Source organism: Amycolatopsis sp. NPDC003731 (assembly GCF_053586895.1).
The window spans coordinates 107,287-131,953 of record NZ_JBSFNC010000001.1; the positions used below are offsets into that span (position 1 = coordinate 107,287).

At 72.0% G+C, this 24,667-nt stretch carries 26 protein-coding genes and 1 tRNA gene; 11 read left to right on the forward strand and 16 right to left on the reverse strand.

Annotated elements, in window-relative coordinates; translation table 11 throughout:
- The first annotated feature begins 10 nt into the window (after positions 1-10).
- On the forward strand, positions 11-445 hold the full coding sequence (locus ACWDN5_RS00520) for a PPOX class F420-dependent oxidoreductase (RefSeq protein ID WP_310973838.1): 435 nt from the start codon (positions 11-13) through the stop codon (positions 443-445).
- 21 nt (positions 446-466) lie between these two features.
- On the opposite strand, the gene ACWDN5_RS00525 is transcribed toward ACWDN5_RS00520, so the two are convergent.
- The 7 genes from ACWDN5_RS00525 to ACWDN5_RS00555 all read right to left on the reverse strand — a co-directional run bounded on the left by ACWDN5_RS00525 (position 467) and on the right by ACWDN5_RS00555 (position 6,849).
- A complete protein-coding gene (locus ACWDN5_RS00525) occupies positions 467-1,030 on the reverse strand; it encodes a hypothetical protein (RefSeq protein ID WP_310973840.1) in 564 nt (187 codons plus the stop codon).
- Positions 1,027-2,376, reverse strand: coding sequence for a hypothetical protein (locus ACWDN5_RS00530; RefSeq protein WP_449673708.1), 1,350 nt, complete (start codon positions 2,374-2,376; stop codon positions 1,027-1,029). The genes ACWDN5_RS00525 and ACWDN5_RS00530 overlap by 4 nt, the downstream gene beginning before the upstream one ends.
- The gene (locus tag ACWDN5_RS00535) at positions 2,373-3,176 is read right to left on the reverse strand and encodes an ABC transporter ATP-binding protein (protein WP_310973843.1); all 804 of its coding nucleotides are present in this window, start codon (positions 3,174-3,176) and stop codon (positions 2,373-2,375) included. Before ACWDN5_RS00535 ends, ACWDN5_RS00530 begins: the two co-directional genes overlap by 4 nt.
- A 10-nt stretch (positions 3,177-3,186) precedes the next feature.
- Positions 3,187-4,011 carry a zf-HC2 domain-containing protein gene (locus tag ACWDN5_RS00540; protein WP_449673709.1) on the reverse strand — a complete coding sequence of 275 codons (825 nt, stop codon included), beginning with the start codon at positions 4,009-4,011 and terminating at the stop codon, positions 3,187-3,189.
- A gap of 262 nt (positions 4,012-4,273) precedes the next feature.
- Positions 4,274-4,831, reverse strand: a complete 558-nt coding sequence (locus ACWDN5_RS00545; RefSeq protein ID WP_310973847.1) for an RNA polymerase sigma factor — start codon at positions 4,829-4,831, stop codon at positions 4,274-4,276.
- A gap of 54 nt (positions 4,832-4,885) precedes the next feature.
- Positions 4,886-5,818: a MazG family protein gene (locus tag ACWDN5_RS00550; protein WP_449673710.1), complete on the reverse strand. Its 933-nt coding sequence runs from the start codon at positions 5,816-5,818 to the stop codon at positions 4,886-4,888.
- On the reverse strand, positions 5,815-6,849 hold the full coding sequence (locus ACWDN5_RS00555) for a hypothetical protein (RefSeq protein ID WP_310973850.1): 1,035 nt from the start codon (positions 6,847-6,849) through the stop codon (positions 5,815-5,817). The genes ACWDN5_RS00550 and ACWDN5_RS00555 overlap by 4 nt, the downstream gene beginning before the upstream one ends.
- A gap of 76 nt (positions 6,850-6,925) precedes the next feature.
- On the opposite strand from ACWDN5_RS00555, the gene ACWDN5_RS00560 reads away from it, so the two are divergent.
- Complete coding sequence (locus ACWDN5_RS00560) at positions 6,926-7,333, forward strand: hypothetical protein (protein ID WP_449673711.1); 408 nt, start codon at positions 6,926-6,928, stop codon at positions 7,331-7,333.
- 195 nt (positions 7,334-7,528) lie between these two features.
- Here ACWDN5_RS00560 and mfd read toward each other — a convergent pair whose 3' ends face one another.
- Complete coding sequence (mfd, locus tag ACWDN5_RS00565) at positions 7,529-11,083, reverse strand: transcription-repair coupling factor (protein ID WP_449673782.1); 3,555 nt, start codon at positions 11,081-11,083, stop codon at positions 7,529-7,531.
- Between the two features lie 52 nt (positions 11,084-11,135).
- On the reverse strand, positions 11,136-12,059 hold the full coding sequence (locus ACWDN5_RS00570) for an LLM class flavin-dependent oxidoreductase (protein ID WP_449673712.1): 924 nt from the start codon (positions 12,057-12,059) through the stop codon (positions 11,136-11,138).
- A gap of 74 nt (positions 12,060-12,133) precedes the next feature.
- Here ACWDN5_RS00570 and ACWDN5_RS00575 point away from each other — a divergent pair, with 74 nt between their 5' ends.
- Positions 12,134-12,907 (forward strand): helix-turn-helix domain-containing protein, encoded by a 774-nt coding sequence (locus tag ACWDN5_RS00575; protein WP_449673713.1) that lies wholly within the window; start codon positions 12,134-12,136, stop codon positions 12,905-12,907.
- Here ACWDN5_RS00575 and ACWDN5_RS00580 read toward each other — a convergent pair.
- Both ACWDN5_RS00580 and ACWDN5_RS00585 read right to left on the reverse strand, forming a co-directional pair.
- A complete protein-coding gene (locus ACWDN5_RS00580; protein WP_449673714.1) occupies positions 12,883-13,362 on the reverse strand; it encodes a DedA family protein in 480 nt (159 codons plus the stop codon). The two genes, ACWDN5_RS00575 and ACWDN5_RS00580, sit on opposite strands and share 25 nt — an antisense overlap.
- Positions 13,334-13,930, reverse strand: a complete 597-nt coding sequence (locus ACWDN5_RS00585) for a class I SAM-dependent methyltransferase (protein WP_449673715.1) — start codon at positions 13,928-13,930, stop codon at positions 13,334-13,336. Before ACWDN5_RS00585 ends, ACWDN5_RS00580 begins: the two co-directional genes overlap by 29 nt.
- Positions 13,931-14,061: 131 nt before the next feature.
- On the opposite strand from ACWDN5_RS00585, the gene ACWDN5_RS00590 reads away from it, so the two are divergent.
- The 3 genes from ACWDN5_RS00590 (at position 14,062) to ACWDN5_RS00600 (ending at position 17,259) form a co-directional block, all read left to right on the forward strand.
- Complete coding sequence (locus ACWDN5_RS00590; RefSeq protein WP_449673716.1) at positions 14,062-15,180, forward strand: sensor histidine kinase; 1,119 nt, start codon at positions 14,062-14,064, stop codon at positions 15,178-15,180.
- Positions 15,177-15,833: a response regulator transcription factor gene (locus ACWDN5_RS00595; protein ID WP_310973860.1), complete on the forward strand. Its 657-nt coding sequence runs from the start codon at positions 15,177-15,179 to the stop codon at positions 15,831-15,833. Before ACWDN5_RS00590 ends, ACWDN5_RS00595 begins: the two co-directional genes overlap by 4 nt.
- Positions 15,834-16,077: 244 nt before the next feature.
- Entirely contained in the window at positions 16,078-17,259 is a 1,182-nt protein-coding gene (locus ACWDN5_RS00600; protein WP_449673717.1) for a PQQ-dependent sugar dehydrogenase, read from the forward strand.
- A 204-nt stretch (positions 17,260-17,463) separates the two neighbouring features.
- Here the strand turns inward: ACWDN5_RS00600 and ACWDN5_RS00605 are convergent, their stop codons facing one another.
- The gene (locus tag ACWDN5_RS00605; RefSeq protein ID WP_449673718.1) at positions 17,464-17,826 is read right to left on the reverse strand and encodes a hypothetical protein; all 363 of its coding nucleotides are present in this window, start codon (positions 17,824-17,826) and stop codon (positions 17,464-17,466) included.
- Between the two features lie 53 nt (positions 17,827-17,879).
- On the opposite strand from ACWDN5_RS00605, the gene ACWDN5_RS00610 reads away from it, so the two are divergent.
- Complete coding sequence (locus ACWDN5_RS00610) at positions 17,880-18,284, forward strand: hypothetical protein (protein ID WP_449673719.1); 405 nt, start codon at positions 17,880-17,882, stop codon at positions 18,282-18,284.
- A gap of 107 nt (positions 18,285-18,391) precedes the next feature.
- On the opposite strand, the gene ACWDN5_RS00615 is transcribed toward ACWDN5_RS00610, so the two are convergent.
- Complete coding sequence (locus tag ACWDN5_RS00615) at positions 18,392-19,120, reverse strand: SDR family NAD(P)-dependent oxidoreductase (RefSeq protein ID WP_449673720.1); 729 nt, start codon at positions 19,118-19,120, stop codon at positions 18,392-18,394.
- Positions 19,121-19,150: 30 nt separating this feature from the next.
- Here ACWDN5_RS00615 and ACWDN5_RS00620 point away from each other — a divergent pair, with 30 nt between their 5' ends.
- Positions 19,151-19,654: an isochorismatase family protein gene (locus ACWDN5_RS00620; RefSeq protein ID WP_449673721.1), complete on the forward strand. Its 504-nt coding sequence runs from the start codon at positions 19,151-19,153 to the stop codon at positions 19,652-19,654.
- On the forward strand, positions 19,651-20,043 hold the full coding sequence (locus ACWDN5_RS00625; RefSeq protein WP_310973868.1) for an NUDIX hydrolase: 393 nt from the start codon (positions 19,651-19,653) through the stop codon (positions 20,041-20,043). The genes ACWDN5_RS00620 and ACWDN5_RS00625 overlap by 4 nt, the downstream gene beginning before the upstream one ends.
- A gap of 3 nt (positions 20,044-20,046) precedes the next feature.
- Here the strand turns inward: ACWDN5_RS00625 and ACWDN5_RS00630 are convergent, their stop codons facing one another.
- The 3 genes from ACWDN5_RS00630 to ACWDN5_RS00640 form a co-directional block, all read right to left on the reverse strand.
- Positions 20,047-20,940, reverse strand: coding sequence for a GNAT family N-acetyltransferase (locus ACWDN5_RS00630; RefSeq protein WP_449673722.1), 894 nt, complete (start codon positions 20,938-20,940; stop codon positions 20,047-20,049).
- A gap of 4 nt (positions 20,941-20,944) precedes the next feature.
- Positions 20,945-21,538 carry a TetR/AcrR family transcriptional regulator gene (locus ACWDN5_RS00635; RefSeq protein ID WP_003062116.1) on the reverse strand — a complete coding sequence of 198 codons (594 nt, stop codon included), beginning with the start codon at positions 21,536-21,538 and terminating at the stop codon, positions 20,945-20,947.
- A 95-nt stretch (positions 21,539-21,633) separates the two neighbouring features.
- Positions 21,634-22,599 carry an acyl-CoA desaturase gene (locus ACWDN5_RS00640; RefSeq protein ID WP_310973870.1) on the reverse strand — a complete coding sequence of 322 codons (966 nt, stop codon included), beginning with the start codon at positions 22,597-22,599 and terminating at the stop codon, positions 21,634-21,636.
- Between the two features lie 205 nt (positions 22,600-22,804).
- Between ACWDN5_RS00640 and ACWDN5_RS00645 the strand changes: the two genes are divergently transcribed.
- Positions 22,805-22,876, forward strand: a tRNA-Gln gene (locus ACWDN5_RS00645).
- A 35-nt stretch (positions 22,877-22,911) separates the two neighbouring features.
- Positions 22,912-24,660, forward strand: coding sequence for a GGDEF domain-containing protein (locus ACWDN5_RS00650; RefSeq protein ID WP_310973872.1), 1,749 nt, complete (start codon positions 22,912-22,914; stop codon positions 24,658-24,660).
- Positions 24,661-24,667 lie beyond the last annotated feature (7 nt).

A 24,667-nucleotide genomic window follows, 5' to 3' on the forward strand; every position in this document is an offset into this window, starting at 1 on the left:
CACTTCGATCATGTTTACCGAAGCAGAGCTCGCCTATCTGACCGACCAGCTGCTGGGCCGGCTGGCGACCCGGCAACCGAACGGGACGCTGCAGGTGAACCCGGTCGGATTCCGGTACAACCCCGACGAAAAAGCCATCGACATCACCGGGCACCGCCTGCGCGGGACCCAGAAGTTCCGCAACATCGCGACCGACGACCGCGTCGCCCTCGTGGTCGACGACGTCCCTTCGACGAACCCGTGGCGGGTCCGGTGCCTGGAGATCCGGGGCCGCGCGGAGGCCCTGGTGGGTGTCGGAGTCCCGCAGGGGCAGTACGAACACCTCTCGGACGTCCACTTCGACGACGCGGTGATCCGCATCCACCCGGAGCGCATCCTCGCGTTCGGCGTCGAGAACTGGGACCGGGAGCCGTACGAACTCGAGATGAACGTCCGCAACGTCTGAACCTTCCCGAGGTGGCCGCCACTAGCGGCGGCCACCCCAAGCGGTGTACGTCACCGCTCCCGCGATCGCCAGCACCGCCGCTGTCCAGGTGGCCGCCGGGGTTTCCGGAGGTTGCAGCAGCCAGGCGGCGACGCGGTTCACCGTCGTGGGGTCACCGGGGACGAACAGCGAGGCCGCCGACCAGGCCAGCGGGAGCGTCCAGCCGAACTGGCCGCCCGCGACCGTGGCCGCCAGCCCCGCCAGCCCCGCGAGACCGGCCGCGTCGCGGACGATGATCGACGCGGCGACCGGCGACGGGCCCAGTTCCTGCACGCCCAGCACCACCGCCCCGGACAGGACCGCGATCAGGGCCAGGTGGGCGAACCGCCGGACCGGCCACGGCAGCGCCGCCGTCCGGTCGAGGTCGGGGTCCTGGCCGCTCAGCCCGATGGCCGCCACCGCGACCGCCGTGGTCAGCGCCAGCGTGGCGAAGATGCCGCCCCAGGAGTCCCGGCCCAGGAACCACACCCCGGACGTCGCCACCAGCAGCGCCCCGAACGCCGCCGGCAGCTGCCGCGAACGGGCGTACAGCGTCGCCCACCTCATCGGCCCGATCCCGGCACCAGCGTTTCGAGCGGGTCGCCCTGGCACGTCAGCAACGCCTGGCGCACGGCGACGACCCTGGTGAACCGGACATCCGCGGGCAGAGCGCGGAACTTCGTCCAGGCCTGCTCGATCGGGCCCGCTTGGGGTGGGAACCACCTCCCGGCGTACTCGGGAAGCGGTTTCAGCTGTCCGGTGAAGTACGCCGCCGCGATCATCCGGCCACCCATGTCGGACACGGTCGCGTTGGTCGGCCACTCGCAGGACGGCACGCCCGCCCCGGACAGCACGGCCACCCGCAGGGCGCTCGCGTCCGCCGTGAGGAGTTCGGCGTTGCGCTGGAAGTCGAGGTAGACGACGGCGGGATCGCGCCGGACGGGCTCGTACACGGGGTTGGGCGCGACCTGTTCTTCGACCCGGGTCGGCGCGCCGGGCAGCTTCGCCAGCATCGCGAGCGCTTCGCGGCCGGGGCCGGCCAAGGCGGCCAGCCTGTCGCGGTGCAGCTCCGCCACGCAGACCGGGCCGTCGCAGACCTTCCGGGCAGCGGCGTTGTCGACGGTGAGGACGTCCGCGGGGAACAGCGGCAGGGCGATGGCGGCACCGGCGACGAGCGGCAGCAGGCTCAACAGCCGCGCTCGCACGGAGTGCACCGACAGCAGCAGGAACCCGGTGACGGCGAGGCCGAGGAACCACCCGGCCTGCCCGGCGTCGAGCGCGCCGGCGGTCGTCACCATCGAGCCCCGAGGCTGGGCCAGCACCGGCGCCAGCGGACCGGCCCGGCGCGGCAGGACGGCGTCCAGCCCCGGTTCGAACGACAGCCAGCAGAGGATCGTCCCGACGAAGGCGAGTACGGCCAGCCCGGGCGCGGTCAGCGGATGCGGCAACAGCCGTCCGACAGCCAGCCCGAGCCAGCTGCCGGCAACCACACCGAGCACCCCGACGCCGATGACGGGGACGAAGGCGGCGGAGAAGAACCCGTCGTGGGCCAGGACTTCGGCGGCACCCACCCCGAACACGACCAGGTAGCCGACGGCGGCCAGCCCGCCGACGGCGCCGGCCAGCCGGATCGCCCGGTGCCACGCGGGCCGCGGCGTGGTGGCCAGCAGTTCGATCGTGCCGGAGCGGCTGTCGCGCATGCCCTGGATGGCGCCGGCCCCGACCACGACGGGCCAGAGGAACTGCAGCAGGAACCGGAGCCAGAGCGCGGTCGTGGTGGTGTTCGCGGTCAGCGGCGCGGGCACCTTCCACCACGGCCCGGAAAGCAGGAAGAGGAACCCGAGCGCGAAGACGACGACCGCAAGGCCGGCCCAGGGCGCGATCGAGCGCCGGAGTTCGATGCGGAAGATCACCACGCCCCCTGACCCGGCTCGTGGTTGAGCAGCGCGGAGTAGCCGCGCTCGATCGGGCTGTCGCCGACGTGCTCGAGGGTGCCCGCGGCGGCAAGTTCGTCCGGTGTTCCCTGGAACACCAGCTTCCCCGCCGCGAACAGGATGACGTCCGTGCACGCCGTGGCGACGTCCTCGACCAGGTGCGTCGAGATCAGCACGCAGGAGTCGCGGCCCAGTTCCTGGACCAGCTCGCGGAACCGGACCCGCTGCGCCGGGTCGAGGCCGGCCGTCGGCTCGTCGAGGAGCAGGACCTCCGGGTCGTTGACGATCGCCTGGGCGATGCCCACCCGGCGGACCATGCCGCCCGACAGCGTCTTCATCCGGTCGTCCGCGCGATCGGCCAGGCCGACCCGCTCCACCGCCCGCTGGACCGCACCGGGGATGTCCTCTTTGGACATCTCCTTGAGCCAGGCCAGGTACTCGACGAACTCGCGGACCGTGAACCGCTTGTAGTACCCGAAGTTCTGCGGCAGGTACCCGATCCGGCGGCGCAGCTCGCGCTGGCCGGTGCGGCCGCCGGCCGGCGTGCCGAGCAGCGACAGGCGGCCCGACTCCGGCCGGAGCACTGTCGCCAGGGCCCGGATCAGCGTCGTCTTGCCGGCACCGTTCGGGCCGAGCAGCCCGTGCACGCCCTTGCCGAGCGACAGGTCCAGCCCGTCCACGGCCATCTTCTTCCGTCCCACCCGCACTTTCAGCGCCTCGGCCTGGATTTCCCAGGCGTACGTCGCCGGTGCGACCTCGGCGGCCCCTACTGCCCGCATGCTTTCCTCCCTAGTGACGTGCGCCGAGCCGGGTGAACGCCGGCCCGCGCAGGGCGACGACCACCGTGGTCAGCACGAAGACCCCCGCCCACACCGGCAGCGCGCCGGTGCCGAGCGAAAACGCTTGCCCCGGCTGGACGTACGCCGGCAGCACGACGACCGCGATCCACACCGCGATCAGCGCGTACGCCGCCCGGCTGACGCCGACCAGCCCGCCCAGCGCGAGCGTGCCGCTGGTGAAGGCCAGGCTCGGCAGCAGCCAGAGCGCCGGCTGCGTGCCGGTCAGCCACCCGGCGACCCCCAGCACCGGCAGGACGGCGGCGAGCACCGCGAACGTCCGCCGGATGATCAGGTAGAGCCCCGCCCGCGGGGTCGCGGTGACGACCTCGTAGGCCGGATCCAGCCCCCGGGCCCACGCCGCGGCGACGCCGAGCACCGGCAGCACCGGGGCGAACAGCTGCACGGCCGGCACCCGGGCCGTCGCGACCCAGACACCGTCGAGCAGGACCGCGGCCAGCGTGACGGCCACGATCATCATCAGCCACGGCGCCATCGCGGGGGTGACCCAGGTGTCGAGCCACCGCCACCGCCGCGGTCGCCGCCGCGGCTGTGGCGGGAGGGCGGGCTCGTGGAACGGGACGGCCGGCAGCCGGACGTCGACCGAAAGCCGGCTCCAGACCAGGTCCACCACCGGCTCGACCGGCGCCACCTCCGCGAGCCGCGCCCGGCAGACGGGGCAGGCTTCGAGGTGGGCTTCGAGACCCCACAGCTGGTCGCCCGGGAGGTCTTCGCCGGCCACGTATGCGGCGATGAGCCGCTCCGGTGCGTGGTTCATGACAGCGCCTCCTCTAACGCGATCGGTCGCCGTCGCACGTGGGAACTCACGGCTCCGACCGGCAACGCGGCCCACTCGCGAACCGTCATGACAGCGCCTCCCCGCAACGCAATCCGTCCCCGACGCACGCGGAGGTTCACGGTTCCCTCCGGCAACACGGCCCTCTTGCGACCCGTCATGACAGCGCCTCCAGCAGCAATCCGCCCCCGGCGTGCGCACGAACTCACAGTCCCAGCCGGCAACGCGGCCCTCTGGCAACCCGTCATGACAGCGCCTCCCGCAATGCGATCCGCGCCCGCCGCGCCCGCGTCTTGACCGTTCCCTCCGGGAGGCCCAGCAGCACCGCGGTCTCCCGGACCGTCAGCCCGTCGAGCACCATCGCCTGCAGCACGGCCCGCAGCTCCGGCGCGAGGTCGCGCAGGGCCGAACCGAGCTCGTCGCCCACCGTCGCCGCCAAGGCCACGTCTTCGGCCGCGAGGACCGGGGCGGCGTCGAGCGCTACCTCCGGCGGCGGCTGCGCGTGGTGGGCCCGGCGCCGGAACGCGTCGACCAGGCGGCGGGCCGCGATCGTCCAGACCCAGCCGACCGCGCTGCCGCCAGTGGCCGCGCCCGCGAACGACGCCGCCGCGCGCCAGACGGCCAGGAACGTCTCCTGCATGACCTCCGCGACGATCTGCTCGTCCGCGCACCGGCGGCGCAGGCGCACGGCGAGCCAGGGCGCCGTGCGGCGGTAGAACTCCTCGAACGCCGCGCGATCGCCCGTGGCCGTGCGACGGACGAGGTGCTCCTCGTCGGCGTCTTTCAGTGACGGGTGTCTCACACCAAGCAAGACGCCGGATGATCCGAAACGGTTCTCACCCGAATGTGTGCTGCGTCACATCTGACGGTCGGGCCAGAACTTGCGCCAGCCGTCGGCCTCCAGGGTCGTCGGCTCCAGGCCGGCGTCGCGGGCGGCCTGCTCGGCGGCCTGGATGTCCTTCGCGAACTGCTTCGCCAGCGCCCGCAGCTCGCCCTCGGCGTCGACCCCCGCCCGGCGCGCGGTGGCCGCGATGCGGAACAGCTGGGCAGGTGCCCCGGGCCCCTCCGGGAAGAGGTCGAGCGGGATGCCCGCGCGCCCGGAGCGCTGACCCAGCTTGCCCGCCAGCGCGACCGCGGGCTGACCGAACGCCACGCCGTCCACAATGGATCGACGCTGCTTCTCCTGCTGCTTCAGCTCTTCCCACTTCACGTTCTGGTGCTCGACGGTGTGCACCTTGTCGCCGTCGGTGAAGACGTGCGGGTGCCGGCCGACCAGCTTCGCGACGAGCGCCGCGGCAACGTCGTCGATGCCGAACGGGTCGTCCGCGTCCTCGGCCGCGACCCGCGCGTGGAAGAGCACCTGCAGGAGGACGTCGCCGAGCTCTTCGCGCAGCGCCTCGCGGTCACCCTCCTCGATCGCGTCGAGCAGCTCGTAGGTCTCTTCGACCAGGTACTGCCGCAGCGAATCGTGCGTCTGCACCGCGTCCCATGGGCAGCCGCCGGGCGAACGGAGCCGGTCCATCACGTCGGCGGCCTCGACCAGCGGCGGCACCGGCGTCTCGATGACGTCCGCGCCGGTCGCGATGAGCAGCGACGCCGCGGGCTCGTCCCGGGACCCGGCGAGCAGCACGACGTCCTTCAGCGAAGGCGCCTCGGTGACGGCCGGGACGCCGAACGCGGCCGGGTCGACGTCCGTGGCCGCGTAGACGGCGGGAGACTCACGCAGGATCTTCAGCGCCGCACCGGGCAGCGTCGTCCCGCGGACGACTACGACGACCCCCGTGCTCACTGCTGCGCGGGCGCGGCACCGCGGACGGGCAGCACGATGCCCTGGGTGGCGTCGGAGTTCGGCACGAGGTTCATGCCCACAACATCCCACACGCCGTAACGCGGGTTGACGCGCAGGCCGCCCTGGCCGAGGTACGGCTGCAGCAGCCGGGTGCCGATCGCGGTCAGCTGCGCGTCGGTCGGCTTCTGCGCTTCCTGGTCGGCCGGCACGGCCTTGTCGGTGCCGCGGGCGCGGATGACGAAGACGAACCAGTCCGGCCGCTGCGGCTTCTGCGCCTGGAAGACGACGACGTTGTTCTTCTCCGTGCCGAACAGCACGGTCTGCGCGAGACCGGGGTACTGGGCGGCGCCGAAGAGTTCGGCGGTCTGGCCGGCGGAGTACCCGCTGGGGCCGGGCGCCCCGGTCTGCTGGGCCTGCTGGCCTTCCTGCTGCGCCTGCTGGACGACGCCCTGGACCTTGCCGGGGTCGTCGGCGAACTCCTTCGCCAGGTCGAAGGCGCGGGTGCGGGCCACCGGGTCGTTATCGGCGGTCGCGCTGATGCCGACGTAGTCCGCGCCGACCGACAGCTTCGGCAGCAGCTTCGCGGCGAGCGCCTGCTCCAGGACGACGTCGCTCGCGACCTCGTTGCGGTCGCGCAGCTGCGAAACGATCTGGGTGACGGCGACCTGGTCGCCCTGCCCGGTGTCCGCGACCGGCGCGTTCGACACCTGCGCGGCCAGCCCGGCGATCTTCGCCTGGTCGGCGACGAGGTTTTCCTGCTCGGTCGCGCGCACCGTCAGCTCGTGGAGGACGGTCTGCCGGACGATCTCGCGGCCCAGCAGGTCGAGCTTGTGCTCGCCGGCGAGCTTCTGCGCGTACGGGTGTTCGCGGACAGCCTGGTCGATCATCGACTGGACCCGGTCGATCGACACCGACCGGTCGCCGACGATGACGGCGCTGCCGACCTGGCTGGGGCCCGAGCCGCACCCGGCGAGCAGAAGAGCACCGGCAACGACCGCGACCAGCGCGCGAGGGCGCCCCATGATCCGCATCACAGGCCATACCCTCTCACACCATCGCCCCCGAAACGCAACACCCATGGGGTCACGGCGGCGGTAATGTCGACATATGGACCATTGGCTGACCATCGAAGTGTTCGACGGGGAGCATTCGGCTTCGCTGTGGCGCCTGGCTCAAGGGGACGCACTCACCGAAGCGGCGCTGACGAACGGCGCTGAGCAGTGGGTTTGGCACGAGCACCGGTGGGGCGTGGTGCTGGAGATCGAGTTCGCGACGGAGGAACGCCGGGACGCGTTCCGGGCTCTTCCCGTGGTGACGGCGGCGCTTGATGCCGTTCCGGATCCGGCTCGGGGGTTGCTGGTGTACCCGGGGCGGGGTGGCGGGTCGGGGTCGCGGGTGCCGCGGCGTCCTCGGCCGCTGCCGATGGCCGGGGCGGGGGCGGTTCCGGTGCCTGAGGAGCAGGTGCGGATGGGGTTGGCTGAGCCTCTGCCGCCCATGTTCAGCGAAGTCGGCTGACGCCTGCTTGGGATTCGCGCTTGTTGTGCCCGCCACCCCGAAGCCTGATTGTGACTACGGCCGGTAGCGCCGCGTCAAGGCGGGAAAGCGTGCCTTGACCCGGCGCCACCGGCCGTGTTCTGGCTTCGGATCGGGGTTGCGGGGGGTCTGGGTGGTGGGCCCTGTTGAGCTGTTAGGTGCGGTTTCGTTGGCTGGCTAGACCGCTGCGGGTTTCTTCGTCAGCTGGACCAGTAGCTTTGTGCACCAGTCCAGGAGTTCCTCGTCCCTCAACGTCGGTGCGCCGATTCGGCCGCCCGCTGGGCCCTCGGTCGGCTTCGGGACCGACACCGTGTTCGTCACCGCCTTGTACACCGCCTTCGGGTACAGGCGCTTCAGGCGCACCATCTGCGAGTCCAGCAGCGGCAGCGGTGCGAAGCGGATCGTGGTGCCCTGGACCGCCACCTCCGTCACGCCCGCCTCGCGGCACGTGTGCCGGAACTTGGCCACCGCCAGGAGCCGGTTGACCGGGGCCGGGGGCTGGCCGTAGCGGTCGATGAGCTCTTCGCGGACCGCGTCGAGGCCTTCGGTGTCCGGGGCCGCCGCGATCTTGCGGTACGCCTCCAGGCGCAACCTTTCCCCTGGAACGTAGTCGTGTGGGATGTGGGCGTCGATCGGGAGGTCGACGCGGACTTCCGCCAGCTCCTCTTCCTCCGCGGTCTCCGCGCCCGCGTGCCTCCGGAACGCGTCGACCGCTTCGCCGACCAAGCGCACGTACAGGTCGAAGCCGACACCCGCGATGTGCCCGGACTGCTCCGCCCCCAGGATGTTGCCCGCTCCACGGATCTCGAGGTCCTTCATCGCGACCGCCATGCCCGCGCCGAGCTCGGTGTTCTGGGCGATCGTGGCCAGCCTGTCGTGGGCCGTCTCCGTCAGCGGCGCTTCCGGCGGGTACAGGAAATACGCGTACCCGCGCTCGCGCCCGCGCCCGACCCGGCCGCGCAGCTGGTGCAGCTGCGCCAGGCCCAGCAGGTCGCCGCGCTCGACCAGCAGCGTGTTCGCGTTCGAGATGTCGAGCCCGGTTTCGACGATCGTCGTGCAGACGAGCACGTCGTACTCGTTCTCCCAGAAGCCCTGGATGATCTTTTCGAGCTTCTCCTCGTTCATCTGGCCGTGCGCGGTGACGACCCGCGCCTCCGGCACCAGCTCGCGGATCCGCCGGGCCGCCTTTTCGATCGACGAGACCCGGTTGTGGACGTAGAACACCTGGCCGTCGCGCAGCAGCTCGCGGCGGATGGCCGCGCCGACCTGCTTGTCGTCGTACGCGCCGACGTAGGTCAGGATCGGGTGGCGGTCCTCCGGCGGGGTCAGGATCGTCGACATCTCGCGGATGCCGGCCAGGGACATCTCCAGCGTGCGCGGGATCGGTGTCGCCGACATGGTGAGCACGTCGACGTGCGTGCGCAGCGCCTTGATGTGCTCCTTGTGCTCGACGCCGAAGCGCTGCTCCTCGTCGACGATCACCAGGCCGAGGTCCTTGTAGCGGATACCTGTCTGCAGCAACCGGTGCGTGCCGATGACGATGTCGACCTCGCCGCCGGCGAGCTGCTCCAGGATCGCGTCCGACTCCGCCTTGTTCGTGAAGCGGGACAAGCCCTTGATCGTCACCGGGAACGACCGCATGCGCTCGGTGAAGGTGTTCAGGTGCTGCTGGGCGAGCAGCGTGGTCGGGACGAGCACCGCGACCTGCTTGCCGTCCTGCACCGCTTTGAACGCCGCGCGCACGGCGATCTCCGTCTTGCCGTAGCCGACGTCGCCGCAGATGACGCGGTCCATCGGGACGCCGCGCTCCATGTCCGCCTTGACCTCGTCGATCGCGGCGAGCTGGTCGTTCGTCTCGGTGAACGGGAAGGCGTCTTCCAGCTCGTGCTGCCACGGCGTGTCCGGCCCGAACGCGTGCCCGGGCGCGGCCTGGCGCGCCGCATAGAGCTGGACGAGCTCCGCGGCGATCTCCTTGACGGCCTTCTTCGCGCGCGCCTTGGTGTTCTTCCAGTCGGAGCCGCCGAGCTTGTTGAGCGTGGGCAGCTCGCCGCCGACGTACCGGGAGACCTCGTCGAGCTGGTCGGTGGGCACGAACAGCCTGTCGCCCGGGTGGCCACGCTTCGACGACGCGTACTCCAGCAGGAGGTACTCGCGGGTGGCGCCGGCCACCGTGCGCTGCACCATCTCGACGAACCGGCCGATGCCGTGCTGGTCGTGCACGACGTAGTCGCCGGCCTTCAGCGCCAGCGGGTCGACCGCGTTGCGCCGCCGGGACGGCATCTTGGTGTTCAGGTCCTTTGTGGACGTTCCGGCGCCCGCGCCGCGGCCGGTGAGGTCCGCTTCGCTCAGCACGACCAAGGCGCGCTCCGGCGAGACGAACCCGTCGGTGAGGCCGCCGCAGGTGACCGTGACCATCCCCGCGGACGGCGGCCCGGCCAGCCCGTCACCGGCCTGGGTGGCCGGGACGTCGGCGCCCGTGAGCTGCTCCACCGCACGCGCCGCGGTGCCCTGGCCGGCGACGACGAGCACCGCCGTGCCGCCCGCCGCGGTGTGCGCGCGCAGGTCCGCCGTCGCGCGTTCGAGCTCGCCCCGGTACGCCGGCGCGGCCTCGACCGAGACGCGGTAGACGTCCGGGTCTTCGCTGGTCAGCTGGGTGAGCGTCCACCACGCGCGCTTGGTGTCCTGCGCGTGGGACGCGATCTCGTCGAGCCCGCGGTAGGCCGACGCGCCGAGGTCGATCGGGGCCTGCCCGCCCGCCGCGGCCGTCGTCCAGGACGCTTCGAGGAACTCCTGGCCGGTGCGGACCAGGTCGGCGGCGCGGGCGCGGATCTTCTCCGGGTCGGTGAGCAGGACGTGGGTGCCTTCCGGCATCGCGTCGGTGAGCAGCTCCAGCTCGCCTTCGCAGAGCACCGGGATGAGCGCCTCCATGCCCTCGACCGGGATGCCGTCGGCGAGCTTGGTGAGCATCTCGGCCAGGTGCGCGTCCGCCTCGTACGTCTTCGCCAGCTCCGCGGCCTTCTCCTTGACCGGCCGGGTGAGCAACAGCTCGCGGCACGGCGGCGCGGTGACCCGCGGGATCTCGCCGGGCAGCGACCGCTGGTCGGAGACGGCGAACGCGCGGATCTCGCTGACCTCGTCGCCCCAGAACTCGACCCGGACCGGGTGCTGCGCGGTCGGCCCGAAGAGGTCGAGGATGCCGCCGCGGACGGCGAACTCGCCACGCTTCTCGACCATGTCGACGCGGGTGTAGGCCAGCTCGACCAGCCGTTCCAGGAGTTCCTCGAACGGCGTCTCCTCGCCGACGACGAGGTCGATCGGCTTCAGCGAGCCGAGCCCGGGCGCCATCGGCTGGATCAGGCTGCGGACGGTGGCGACGACGACGCGCAGGCCGTCGTCCCCCGTCTTCAGCCGGTGCAGCACCTCGAGGCGGCGGCCGACGGTGTCCGCGCGCGGGGAGAGGCGCTCGTGCGGGAGGGTCTCCCAGCTCGGGAAGTCGGCGACTCTGCTCCTGCCGAGGAGGGCACCGAGGGACGCGGTCAGCTCGTCGGCCTCGCGGCCGGTGGCGGTGACGGCCAGGACGGGACGGCCGGCGCCGGTGTCGGCGGCGACGGCGGCCGCGACGAGCTGCCGGGCGGCGATCGGGCCCTGCAGCTCGAGCAGCGGCGCGCCGGCGCGCTCGACCACGCCGCGCAGGGCCGGGTCGGGAAGGATGGCGGTGAGGAGTCCGGACAGTGGAGCGTCGGTCACGGTCCCAGCCTACGTGCCACCCCCGACAGGTTTCCGATCACGGCTGGTCGCGCAGCAGTTCCACCACCTCCGCGACCCGGGGCAGCTGCTCGTCGAACACCTTCGGGTCCGTGCTCGCGATGCGCAGCAGGAAGTGCTCCACGCCTTCGTACTCGCGCAGCCGCGAAGCCACTTCCGCGGCACTGCCGGTCACCTGCATCTGGATGCCCTGGACGAAGCTCGCCGGCATCCCGTAGTTGCGCCGGCAGTATTCCTCCAGGAGTTCGCTTCCGCGCGCCGGATCGTCCTCGACCAGGACCGTCGCGAACAACGCCGGCGTGACCGGGCGCGAAGCCATGGCCCGGACGCGGGCCAGGCCGGTGCCGTAGTCCGCGGGGTCCGGCGGGTAGGGCAGCCAGCCGTCGTACAGCCGGCCGACCCGCTCGAGTGCGCCCGGCGTGTACGCCGCCAGCCACACCGGCGGGCCACCCGGGCGGGCCGGCGCCGGGAACACCGGCAGCGAGTCGTAGCGCAGCACCGGACCGTGGAAGGACGAAGCGCCGCTCCAGGCCGCACGCCAGAGGGCGACGATGTCGTCCAGCCGGGCGCGGCGGCGCTCCCAGGGGACGCCGGCGAACGCGAACTCCGGCTCGCTGCGCCCGGCGAACCCGGCGCCGACAGCCACGGTGAGCCGTCCTTCGCTGAGGAGATCGATGCCGAGCAGCTGGTTGGCCGTCGAAATCGGGTTCCGCAGGGCCGGGAGCAGCGCCGCCGTCCCCAGCGTCACGCGGGACGTCCGGGCGGCGAAGGCGGCCAGCATGGTGAGCGCGTCGAGCGGAGCCTTCGCGAGGGTGTCGCCGACCCAGACCGAGTCGAAGCCGAGTTCTTCCGCGGCGACGGCGGTGGCGACCAGCTCGGGCGCGGTCCGCCCGGTGTCGAGGATGGCCTGGTAGGTCGGGACGACCAGTCCGTAGTTCGTCATGGCCGAAGCGTCGCCGAACCGGGGTATGCCCTCAATTCCCCGCGGGGAATGGACGCCCCGAGCAGGATGGGGCCGTGGACTTCGGAACGGCGCTCAGGGACTGGCGCACCCGGCGGCGGCTCAGCCAGCTCGACCTCGCCCTGCGCGCGGGCACGACGCAGCGGCACGTCAGCTTCATGGAGAGCGGGCGCTCGGTACCCGGCCGGGGCATGGTCCTGCGCGTCGCGGAGTCCCTCGAACTGCCCCTGCGCGAGCGCAACGGCCTGCTCCACGCGGCCGGCTACGCGCCGACGTACCCCGAAACCCGGCTCGACGACCCGGCGATCCGGCCGGTGCTCGACGGGCTGCGGCGGCTGCTCGACGGCCACCGGCCCTACCCCGCGATCGTCGTCGACCGCCACGGCGTGCTGGTCGCGGCGAACGACGGGTTCCGGCTGCTCACCGAGGGGGTCGCGCCGGAGCTGCTGCGCGAACCGGTCGACACGCTGCGGCTGGCGCTGCACCCGCGCGGGATGGCGCCGCGCGTGGCCAACCTCGACGACTGGGCGCGGCACATCCTCGAACGCCTCCGCAACGACCTCGCCCGCACGCCCGACGACCGGCTGGCCGCCCAGCTCGCCGAACTCGAGGGGTACCTGCCGCCGGCGGCCGCCCCCGGCTCGGAGCACCTGGGGTTCGCGGTGCCGGTCCGCCTGGCCACCTCGCTCGGCGAACTGCGGCTGATCACGGCGATCACGACGTTCGCGACGGCGGCGGACGTGACCGTGTCGGAGCTGAAGCTGGAGACGTTCCTCCCCGCCGACGCCGAGACCGCGGAACGGCTTCACAGCACCAGCGCCGTCGTGTGACCCACCAGCAGTTCCGCGCTCGCCCACAGCACCGCCGCGCCCACGCTGCCCGCCGCGAACCGGCGGTACGGCATCGCCGCCGAGCCCGCCACCCGCGGCACCAGCGTGCGGACACCCGCCAGGCAGCGGCCCGCGATCACCGCCGGGACGCCATAGCGCGCGACCGCGGTTTCCACGCGCTTCCACCGGTCCCGGTGGGCCAGCCTCGGCCCCCAGCGGCGTCCCTCGAGGTACGCGATCTGGTCGCCGAGGACCGCCGAAGCGACGGCCACCGCCCAAGCGAGTCCGAGGTGGAGCGTGCCCCGCTCGGCGAGGAAACCCATCAGCAGCAGCGTCGACAACGTCGGCAGCACGATTCCCGGCAGCAGCGCGGTTTCCGCCGTGATGATCAGGGCGCAGACCAGGTAGACGACCGCCGGGGGCGCGTCAAGCAGGGGCCGCAGCAGGCTGTCCACGCCGGGCCCTCCCCACCGCCACCGGCAGCGCCGCGCGGTAGACGAACGCGGGCGGCAGGTTGCCCCAGACGACCCGCGTGCGCTCCACGACCGCGAACCGGCCGCGCAGCGACGCGGCGAAGCGGCGGGCGGGCGGGGTCCAGGCCGCGTGGGCGTACGCGAAGGTCGTGAACCGGCCGTTCGGGGCGAGCGCCGCGGTGACCGCGTCGAGAATGCGCTGCTGCCGAGCCGCGGTCATGGCCGTCCACGGCAGCCCGGAGACGACGACGTCGACGTCCTCGAGCGCCAAGTGCTCCGCCGAGCCAGTGACGACGTCCACCTGCGGAAGACGGTCCTGCAGCGAAGCGGCGAGACGCGGGTTGATCTCGACGGCCGTGAAGCGCGCTTCGGGGCGAAGCAGCGCGAGGACCGCTTCGGTGAACACGCCGGTGCCCGGCCCCAGTTCCGCGACGCACGACGCGCGTTCCAGGCCGAGGCCCGCCGTCATCTCTTCGGCCAGCCGCGGCGAGCTCGGCGCGATCGCGCCCGTCAGCACGGGGTGGCGGAGGAATTCCCTGGTGATCGACATGATCCCGACGGTAGGAACGGCGGCTGTGGTCCCGAATCGTCCGGACCGGCCGGCTCCCTCCTCCCGGAGGAGGACGAGGACCGGCCGCAGGAAGGACGCCCCAGGCGGCCCCCCGGCACTACGTTCGGGGCGTGGAACGACTCGTGAAGTGGGTGCGCCGGCACCGGTGGACGGTGGATCTGCCGCTGTACGGCGTGTTCGTCTTCCTCGCGCCGAGCTGGACCGGCCCGGAGCCGTGGACCGTGCGGGCCATCCCGATGCTGTTCCTGCTCCCGCTATTGGTGCGCCGCCGGTACCCGCGCACGGTCGCGGTGCTGATCATCGCCGGGGCGGCGGTGGTGTACTTCACCGAGATCTGGGCGTACGACCGCGGCCGCACCGAGCTGGCGATGGCGGTGGTGCTGTTCAACCTGGTCAAACGGCGGGACCGGTGGTTCGCCGCGGTGATCGCGGTGGCGATCGCCGTGCTCGGCACCCAGTGGTACGTCCTCTACGCGCCGGAGACGGCGAACCCGACGTTGACCCTGGTCGGCATCCTGCCGCTGCACATCGCGGCGTGGGCGCTCGGCGAGTTCTTCCGCAAACAGGAGGAGCTCGTCGCCGAGGAGAAGAAGCGGGACGACGCCCAGGCCCGCGCGGCGGTCGCCGAGGAGCGCACCAGGATCGCGCGGGAGCTGCACGACGTCCTGGCGCACAGCATGAGCGTGATCGTGCTGAACGCCGAGGGCGCGAAGCTGGCCCGGCACCGCGACCCGGCGGCCGTCGACCGCACGCTCGACACGATCGTCCACACGGGCCGGGACGCGCTGGCCGAGCTGCGCCGGCTCCTCGAAGTCCTGCACGCCGGCCAGGCGGCGCGCAGTCCCCAGCCGACCCTCGCCGGGCTGCGCGAGCTCGTCGAGCAGGCCGGCCGGGACGTCACCCTCGACGTCACCGGCGACCCGGGCACCCTGCCCGCGAGCGCCGCGCTGCAGGCGTACCGGATCGTCCAGGAGGCACTGACCAACATGATCAAGCACGCCCCGGCCGACGCGACCGGCCGCGTCGGCGTCGCCTTCGAGCCACCGGAGGTCCGCATCGAGGTGACGAACACCGGCGGCCACGCACCGCCGGCGCCCGCCCTGCCGTCGTCCGGGCGCGGGCTGGCCGGCATGCGCCAGCGCGTCGAGATGTACCACGGCGAGCTGACGACGGGCCCTCTGCCGGACGGCGGGTACCGGGTGCGCGCCAGCCTGGTGGTGACCCCGTGACCACCCGGATCCTGCTCTGCGACGACCAGCAGCTCGTCCGCGTCGGCCTGCGCATGATCGTCGAGAGCCAGGACGACCTCGCCGTCGTCGGTGAGGCCGCCAACGGCGAAGAAGCCGTCGCCCTCGCCCGGGAACTGCGTCCCGACCTGGTCCTGATGGACGTCCGGATGCCGGTGCTCGACGGCGTCACGGCGACCGCGCGGATCTGCGCCGAGCTGCCGGACGTGCGTGTCCTGATCATCACCACCTTCGACCTCGACGAGTACGCCTACGCCGCTCTTCGGGGCGGGGCGAGCGGGTTCCTCGTCAAGGACGCGCCCGCCGAGGAGATGCTCGTCGCGATCCGGGGCGTGCTGCGGGGTGACTCGATGGTGTCGCCGTCGGTCACGCGGCGGCTGCTCGACCGGTACCTCGCCGACGACCGCGATCCCGTCGACGTCGCGAAGCTCGGGGTGCTGACCGAACGCGAGAAGGACGTCTTGGGGCTCATCGCGCGCGGGCTGTCGAACACCGAGATCGCCGCGAAGCTGTACATCGGCGAGACGACGGTGAAGACGCACGTCGGGCGGGTGCTCGGCAAGCTGGGCCTGCGGGACCGGGTGCACGCCGTCGTGTTCGCCTACGAGTCCGGGCTGGTGCGGCCGGGTTCCTGAGCGCAGGCCCGTCCGGTGCCACCGCCACCACCTCCGGCGAGCAGCTCGGCACCCACCTCCCCGACGCTCGACATGGCCCAGCAGGCGTTGTGCGGGCAGCTGGAAGGGTTCTCCGTCCTACTACCGCCAAGACGCCGAAGCGGCACGCACGGCGCTCGGCCAGTACGGCCCCTGCCCGCACCACAACTGACGACGAAGCGGCTGGCGAACGGCGATTTCACCGCATGGTGGCAGGATGGGCCTCATGCGGCGTTCGCTGGGTCTCCTCGGTGCGGTGTCCCTGCTGGTCCTGGGCTGTTCGGGGGCGGCGAGCGAACCCGTGCAGAGCGTCCCGCCGGCGTCGTCCCCGGCCGCCGCGAGCGGGAAGTTCAAGATCGAGACGGTGACCGGCGGCCTGGAGCACGGCTGGGACGTCGGCTTCCTGCCCGACGGCGGCATCCTCGTGCCGCAGCGGCCCGGCAAACTCGCGCTGGTCCGCAACGGCCAGGCCGCCGAGGTGCGCGCCGACCTCTCCGACGTCATGGCCAAGGGCGAAGGCGGGCTGCTCGGCATGGTCGTCAGCCCGGACTTCGCGACCAGCCGCGAGTTCATCACCTGCCAGGACCACCAGGAAGGCGGCAAGGCCGTCGACATCCGGCTGGTCACCTGGAAGCTGGCCGCCGACGGCGCGAGCGCGGCCAAGGTGAAGGACCTGCTCACCGGGCTGCCGGTGAACCCGAGCGGACGGCACTCCGGCTGCCGTCCGACGTTCGCCCCGGACGGCGCGCTGCTCGTCGGCACCGGCGACACCGCCCGCGCGTCGATCTCCCAGGACCGCCACTCCCTCGGCGGCAAGGTGCTGCGGCTGGACGCGAAGACCGGAGAGCCGTTGCCGGACAACCCGTTCATCACTTCGAGTGACCCGCGCGAACGGCTGATCTACACCTACGGCCACCGCAACGTCCAGGGCGTGGCGATCCGGCCGGGCAGCGGCCAGGTGATCACCGCCGAGCACGGGCCGTCGTTCGACGACGAGGTGAACCTGCTGAAGCCGGGCGCCAACTACGGCTGGGACCCGTCCAAGGGCGGCACGGAATCGAGCTACGACGAGAGCGTGCCGATGACCGACCTCAAGCGCTTCCCGGACGCGGTGAGTCCACTGTGGACGTCCGGGAAGACCACCGAGGCGATCAGCGGCGACGCCTTCCTGACCGGCGCCCAGTGGGGGACGAACGACGGCGCGCTGGTCGTGGTGGCGCTCAAGGGCCAGAAACTGCTGCTGTACCACCTGGACCCGGCGGGCAAGGTCCTCGACGTCACGCTGCCCCCGGAGTTCGACGACACGTTCGGCCGCCTCCGCGCGGTCCGCAGCGGCCCGGACGGCGCCCTGTACGTGACCACCTCGGACGGTACGGACGACAAGCTGCTGAAGGTCACGCCCGCCTGATCATGCGAAAAGCACGGCCACTGTGTGCCGTGGACACTTACGCCCGGGCGGCGATCGGCGGAACATGGTGTGCACCAAGAGTTTTCGCCCGCCCCCGACGCGTGTTGGACGCGGTCCGAAGAGAGCGTTCCCGCGGCAGCACCGTGCCGGTCCCCGGGCGCCGTCGCCGACCTGGCGATCCGGGGGCCGGCCTCCAGCCCCGCTTCAGGCCTTTCCGGCCTCGAGCGAGCCCTTCAGCGAGCCGACGGCGGTGGTCACCGCCGTGGTCGCGGCCGGCCAGTCGATGGTGTCGCTCCAGGACGCCATCACCGCGACGGCGTAGGTCCCGGACGGGGTCCGGACCAGGCCGGTGGTGTTGAGCACCCGCCGGGACTCGGAGCTGCCCCAGCCCTGCTTGACCGCCCACGCCGCACCGGAGAAGGCGCGCGGGATCCCGAAGTGCTGGTCGAACCCGTCGACGGCGGTGCGCGGGGCGCTCTCCATCGCCCCGGTGAGGAACCCGCGTTGTTCTTCGGGCAGCGCGGCGGTGATGTGCCGGTAGACGGTGACGACGTCGGTGGGTGACATCCGGGTGGAGCCCCACTGCCCGGCGTCGGCCGGGGGGCGTGGTGTGTGCGAGCATGCTGTGGACGGCCGTCGCGTCGCTGCCCGAGGGCACGCCGGACCGGTCGAGCAGGTCGAGGGCGATGAGCAGCTTCACCACGGACGCGGCGGGCTGGGGCTGGTCGGCCTTCCACCGGGTTTCGACCGCGCAGGCCCCCAGGTCGACGATCTCGATCCCGAGCCGCGGATCGTGCCCGGTGCCCAGCAGCGCTTTCCTGGCCTCGGCGACGAGGCTCGCCTGCTTCTCCGCCGGCGCGGCCGGGGTGGAGCTGCATCGAGCGCGCCAGCTGTCGCTGCCGGAGTCGCTGTTGACGGCGACCGCGACGAGCAGGCCGCCGACCACGATGACCACGGCGATGCCGACGAGCACCTTCAGGTTGTTCAGCCGCTCGAGCACCAGACCACCTCCGCCGGATCGGTGAGGTATCCGAAGCTATGGCGGAGGTGGACCGCGGGGATCGCCCGAAAAGCCGGGGTGTTCCGGCCTTCCGGCGGACAACCGGCGCGCGCATCGGCCGATCGGCCGATCTCATCTGCCCAGGTAGGCACCGCCGTTGACGTGCAGCACCTGCCCGGTGACGTGCCCGGCGGCGGGGCTCGCCAGGTACGTCACCGCGGCCACGACGTCGTCCGGCGAGCCCGGGCGCTTGTTCATCGTGTTGCCGATCAGCCACTCGCGGCGCTGGTCGCTCAGCTGGCCGTGGAAGAACTCGGTGTCCCCGATCAGGCCCGGCGCGACGACGTTCGCGGTGATCCCGCGCGGCCCGAACTCGCGCGCCACGCTCACGTTCCACGCCTCGACCGCGGCCTTCGCGGCGCCGTACGACCCCGCGCCGGTGTGCGCGGCGATCGATCCGATGGTGATGATCCGCGCGCCCTCGGCGAGGCGGTCGCGCAGCGCGTGCGTCACCAAGGCCGCACTGACCACATTGGACCGGAGGTTCCGCTCGAAAGCCGCCGCGAAGCCGGCCAGCCCCGTTTCGCCGCCGCCGTCGAGGAAATCCGTGTTGCCGCCCGCGTTGTTGACGAGGACGTCGACGCGGTCCGGCAACTCCTCCAGTGCGGCTTCGACGGCCGCGGGGTCGGCGGCGTCGAACACGACGGGCCGCGCGCCGGCGAGTGTCGCGGCTTCGGTGAGCACCTTCTCGCGGCGCCCGGTGATCGTGACGCGCTCGCCGGCCTGGGCGAAGGCCGCCGCCACGGCGTACCCGATGCCCGTGCCGCCGCCCGTCACCACGATTTCCCTGTTGTTCGCCATGAGCCCGACCCTAGTGCCTAGGATCGGGGCATGAGCAAGATCGACCCGGCCACCTCCGCGCTCGTGCTGATCGATCTGCAGGAGCGGATCGTGGCGCTGCCCACCACGCCGTACCGCGGCGAAGAAGTCCTCGCGAACGCCCTGCGGCTGCGGGACGCGTTCCGCAAGGCCGGGGCGCCGGTGGTGGTCGTGAAGGTGTCGCGCCCGGACAACCCGCCGGGCAACGAACTGGCCTTCGACGCCGAGGACGACAAGATCGTCACGAAGTACACGATCGGCGGCTTCGCGGGCACGGACCTCGACGAGTTCCTGCGCGGCGCGGGTGTCCGCACGGTGTACTTCGGCGGTATCGCCACGGAGTTCGGCGTGGAGTCGACCCTGCGCGCGGCCTCGGACCACGGCTACGACACGGTCGCGGTGTCCGACGCGATGACGGCACTGTCGGACATCTCGCACCAGAACGCCATCACGAAGATCTTCCCGCGCCTGGGCACGGTCGTGACGACCGACGAGGCGCTGGCGGCACTCGCGTGATCGACAAGATCGCCTGGATCCACGTGGTGGACGGCCGCATCCTGGTGGCGCGTTCGCGGGGGAAGGACAAGTTCTACCTCCCGGGCGGCAAACGCGAGCCGGGCGAGACCGACGCCGAGACGCTGGTCCGGGAGATCCGCGAGGAGCTGGGCGTGGCGATCGACGCGGCTTCGATCACGCCGGCGGGCACGTTCGAAGGGCAGGCGCACGGTCACGCGGAGGGGACGCTCGTGCGCACGACGGCCTACTCGGCGGAGTACGAGGGAACGCCGCGGGCGTGCGCGGAGATCGAGGAGATCGCCTGGCTGGGCTATGCGGACCGGCCCCGGGTTTCCTTGGTGGCGCAGCTGATCTTCGACCACCTGCACGCCGCGGGGCAGTTGCGGTGACGCTCAACCGCGCTTGATCAGCGGCGCGTCCCGCGAGAACGCCCGGAACCCCACGCCGTAGTACAGCTCGCGCGCCGGGGCCGGCTCGCCCATGCAGGCCACCGTCGCGTGCCGGGCGCCCGCCGAGCGCGCGAGGCGCATTCCGTACAACAGCATCGCGCGCGCCAGCCCCTTGCGCCGGTAGCGCGGGTGCGTTCCGACCGGCTCGAACTCGACCGTCTCGTTCGCCTCGTCGAGCCACATGATCGCCGAGCACGCCATCGGGCCGTCCGGTGCCTGCACCAGGACGTGCAGGTCGTCGCGGTAGCCCGGCGCCTGCCGGACGCCGAGGTACGACGCCTCCGTGTACGACGTCGGGGCCCAGGCGTCCACATGCGCCTGCACCACGGCTTCCGGCGGCAACTCCGCCGCCGTGCGGAACGAAAATCCGGCCGGCAGCGACGGTTCTTCCACCTCGGTGAGATCGCGCTCGTTGAGCTGCGACCATTCCTCGTCGGCTTCGTAACCGTGCGCCGCCCAGCGCTGCAGACCGTGCGCGTCGGCCGCCGCCGGGAGCACGGTGCGGGACACGCCGGGTGCCGTCGCCTCGTACCAGGCGATCACGTCGTCGACCAGCTCCGCGTGCGCGGGATGCACCTGGTAGGCCAGGTACGCGTCGGTGATGTCCTTGACCGAACCGTCGTTGCGCCGCACCTGGCGCGGCAACTCGGCCCGGCCCCACGCGACGAGCTCGTCGCCCGCGAACCACAGCCGGTGCTCGCCCTCGCCGCGAGTGCGGCCCCAGTTCCAGGCCAGCTCGCCGAACGACGCGTCGCTGTTCACCAGCTCCGGGTGGGTGGCGGTGATCCGCTGCGCCAGGCCCTGCATGAGCCGCAACTCCGCGGCCGTGAGCGCCACGACGTCAGCCCAGCCGCAGCTTCGGCTTGTGCTCCAGGTGCGACAACCCGTTCCACGCCAGGTTGACCAGGTGCGCCGCCACCTCGTCGCGCTTGGGCTTGCGCGCGTCCAGCCACCACTGGCCGGTCAGCGCCACCATGCCCACCAGCGCCTGCGCGTACAGCGCCGCCAGCTTCTCGTCGTAGCCGCGGGCGGCGAACTGCTGGGCCAGGATGTGCTCGACCTGGCTCGCGATGTCGTTCAGCACCGTGGAAAACGTCCCCGTGGAGCTCGCCACCGGGGAGTCGCGGACCAGGATGCGGAACCCGTCGTGGGAGTCCTCGACGTAGGACAGCAGCGCCGTCGCCGCCTGCTCCAGCATCGCGCGCGGGTGGCCGCCGTGGAGGGTCGAGACCATCCGGTCGAGCAGCAGCTGCGTTTCGCGGTCGACGACCACCGCGTAGATGCCCTCTTTGCCGCCGAAGTGCTCGTACACCACCGGCTTCGAAACGTTGGCGCGGTGGGCGATCTCCTCGATCGACGTGCCGTCGAAGCCCTTCTCGGCGAACAGCGCCCGGGCGACGTTCAGCAGTTGCTGACGCCGCTCGGTGCCGGTCATCCGGACCCGGGTCACCGGGGCGGCCGGACGGGCCCCGGTGACCTGCTGCTCACGCTTCGAACGTCGTCTCCCCGCCATCGGGGCAGCCTAGTTGACTAGGCTTTTTCGGTGGCGATACGGGCCAGGCGCTGCGGCGTCGGCCAGCGGACGTCGTGCACCCAGCCGAACTTCTCGAAGATCCAGATCAGCCGCGCGGAGATGTCGATCTGGCCGCGCTTGACGCCGTGGCGGGCGGACGTCGGGTCGGCGTGGTGCAGGTTGTGCCACGACTCGCCGAAGCTGAAGATCGCCAGGGGCCAGAAGTTGGCCGACTTGTCGCGGGCAGCGAACGGGCGCTCGCCGATCATGTGGCAGATCGAGTTGACCGACCAGGTCACGTGGTGCAGCACGCAGATGCGGACCAGCCCGGCCCAGAAGAACGCCGTCACCGCGCCCCACAGCGACCACGAGATCAGCCCGCCGAGCAGCGCCGGCAGGGTCAGGCTGACCAGGGCCCACAGCCAGAACAGGTCGTCGACCTTCTTGATCGCCGGGTCCTTCACCAGGTCCGGCGCGAAGCGCTCGGCGTTGGTCTGGTCGCGCTCGAAGAGCCAGCCCATGTGCGCGTGCCAGAAGCCCTTGGCGATGGCCCACGGCGAGGTGCCGAACGCCCACGGCGAGTGCGGGTCGCCGTCGCGGTCGGAGAACGCGTGGTGGCGGCGGTGGTCGGCGACCCAGGTGATCACCGGGCCCTGCAGGGCGATGCTGCCCGCGATGGCCATGAACACGCGCAGCCACTGCTTGGCCTTGAACGAACCGTGCGTGAAGTAGCGGTGGTACGACACCGTGATGCCGAGCCCGCTGATCGCGTAGAACACCACGAAGATGCCGACGTCGACCCAGCTCAGTCCCCAGCCCCACGCGAACGGCACCGCGACCAGGAGGGCCACGAGCGGGGCGATCACACCGAAGTAGACCGACAGCTGCACGCCGATGCCGCGCTTGCCGTCGATGACGGGTTTGGGCCCCTTGGGGGCCGGAGGCTCCCCGGTGGGCTGGGAACGGTCGAGCGTGGCCGTCATACGCTTCACTTCTTCCTACACACGGCGCCCTTTACCAAGGGTGACCTAACCTACGATGCCGTAAGTTACGGTACAGGAGGTTCGGGCGGCTGGGGAGTGCCTGGAGCCACACACCTGTCCCGGGGAGCGGGTACCCGGCCGCCGGGCGCCTAACGCATCCCCCGCGCGGACGACACCCGATCGTCGCTATCCTGACCAGGATCGATCCGCCGTAGTGTAATCGGCAGCACTTCAGATTTTGGTTCTGACAGTTCAGGTTCGAATCCTGGCGGCGGAGCAGCAGAGGAACCGGAAACCCACGACACCGGGAGGTTGGCGCTGACCGACGAGGCGACCGACCCGGTGATGGCCAGGCGGCCCGCGCTGGCCGAGATGTCCGACGCCTGGATCGTCGGGCGCGCGCGGGAGCTGAACGCCGCGGTCCAGCGGCACGAGTACACCCAGCAGCTCGAGATCGTCGCGATGATGGACGAGCTGCTCGACGAGACCCAGCGGCGCGGCGAGCCCCTGCTCGTGGCCCAGCTGCTGCGCTCGTCCGCCCTCGCCCGGCTGGCCACGAAGGGCCTGGCCGCGGAGGCCGAGCCCCGGCTCGACGAGATGCTCGCGCACACCCGGCGCCACGGCATCGCCCTGCTCCGGGCCGACGCGCACGCCCTGCGCGGGCGCCGGCTCGTGATCGCCGCGCAGGAGGACGCCGCGCTCACCGAGATCGCCCGGGCGCTGGCCATCCTCGACGACTCGACCATCCCGGACCGCCAGGTCGGGCTGCGCAACTGGAACCGGCTGCTCTCCTCGACGCTGATCGACTGCTGGCTGGTGCTCAATCAGCTCGGCGTCTACGAGGCGGCCGAAGAGGTGATCGGCCGGGCCGCGGCGGCGATCCGCGAGAGCGCGAGCCCGCACGACATCGCCCTGCAGCTGATCAACCGGATCAAGATGCTGCTCGGCTGGGGCCTGCGGCTGGAGCGCATCGACGAGTACGACGAGAGCGCCGAGAAGTTCCGCACGGCGGCGTCGATGGGGGCGGCCGCCGAAGGGCCGTTCGCCGAGTCGCTGTTCCCGCGCAAGGCGAACGTCGACGCGATCGACCAGGTCGGCGTCCTGGCCGCGGCGCCGGCGCTGAACCAGCCGGGCGGCGAGCACGTCGAGCGGCTGCAGAACCTCTACACCGAGCGCGCGTTCGGGCACGACCGCGAGATCGTCGCGATCGCGCTGGCGCGCTGCCTGGACAGGGAAGGCCGCCGCGACGAGGCCCTCTCGGTCCTGCGCGAGACCCGCCAGTCGATCTCGGACGACACCTCCCAGCCGTCGATGCGGCTGAACATCGCCCGTGAGCTGGCCCGGCTGGACACGAGCCCGGGCTCCGGCGCCGGCGAGTCGCTGATCGACTACGCGCGGCGCCTGGAGTCGGAGATGTGGAGCCTGCGCGAGTCGCAGATCGCCACGCTGAACGCCCGCCGCGAGCACGAACGCCTGTCCGCCGAGCACGGCGCGATCACCCAGCAGGCGCTGCAGGACCCGCTCACCGGCCTGCCCAACCGGCGCGCGCTGGACGAGAAGCTGCGCCAGCTCGCGTCGTCGGCGGACGCGCAGCCGCTGGCGGTGGCGCTGGTCGACCTGGACGGCTTCAAGGGCGTCAACGACAAGCAGTCGCACGCGGAAGGCGACAACGTGCTGCGTGTGGTGGCGAGCACGCTTCGTGACGCGTTGCGCGGCGACGACCTGGTGGCCCGCTACGGCGGCGACGAGTTCATCGTCCTGCTCCCGGGCACGCCGGCCTCTGCGGCGAAGATGGCGCTCGGGCGGGCCGTGAAGTCCGTCTCGAACCTGCCGCACCACCTTTCGCACGGCGTGACGCTGTCGATCGGGCTCGTCTCGCTGCGGCCGCAGGAACGCGGCGAGCAGGTCCTGGCGCGTGCGGATGCGGCGATGTACCAGGCCAAACGCGGTGGCGGCAACCAGGTGGCGTCGGCGAACTCGATGGCCGCCGACCCTGCCGCGGCATGGGCCAGCGAGGCCCCTCCCACCGACCCCGCGTGGGACGCCGAAGAGCACAGTTAGGATCGGT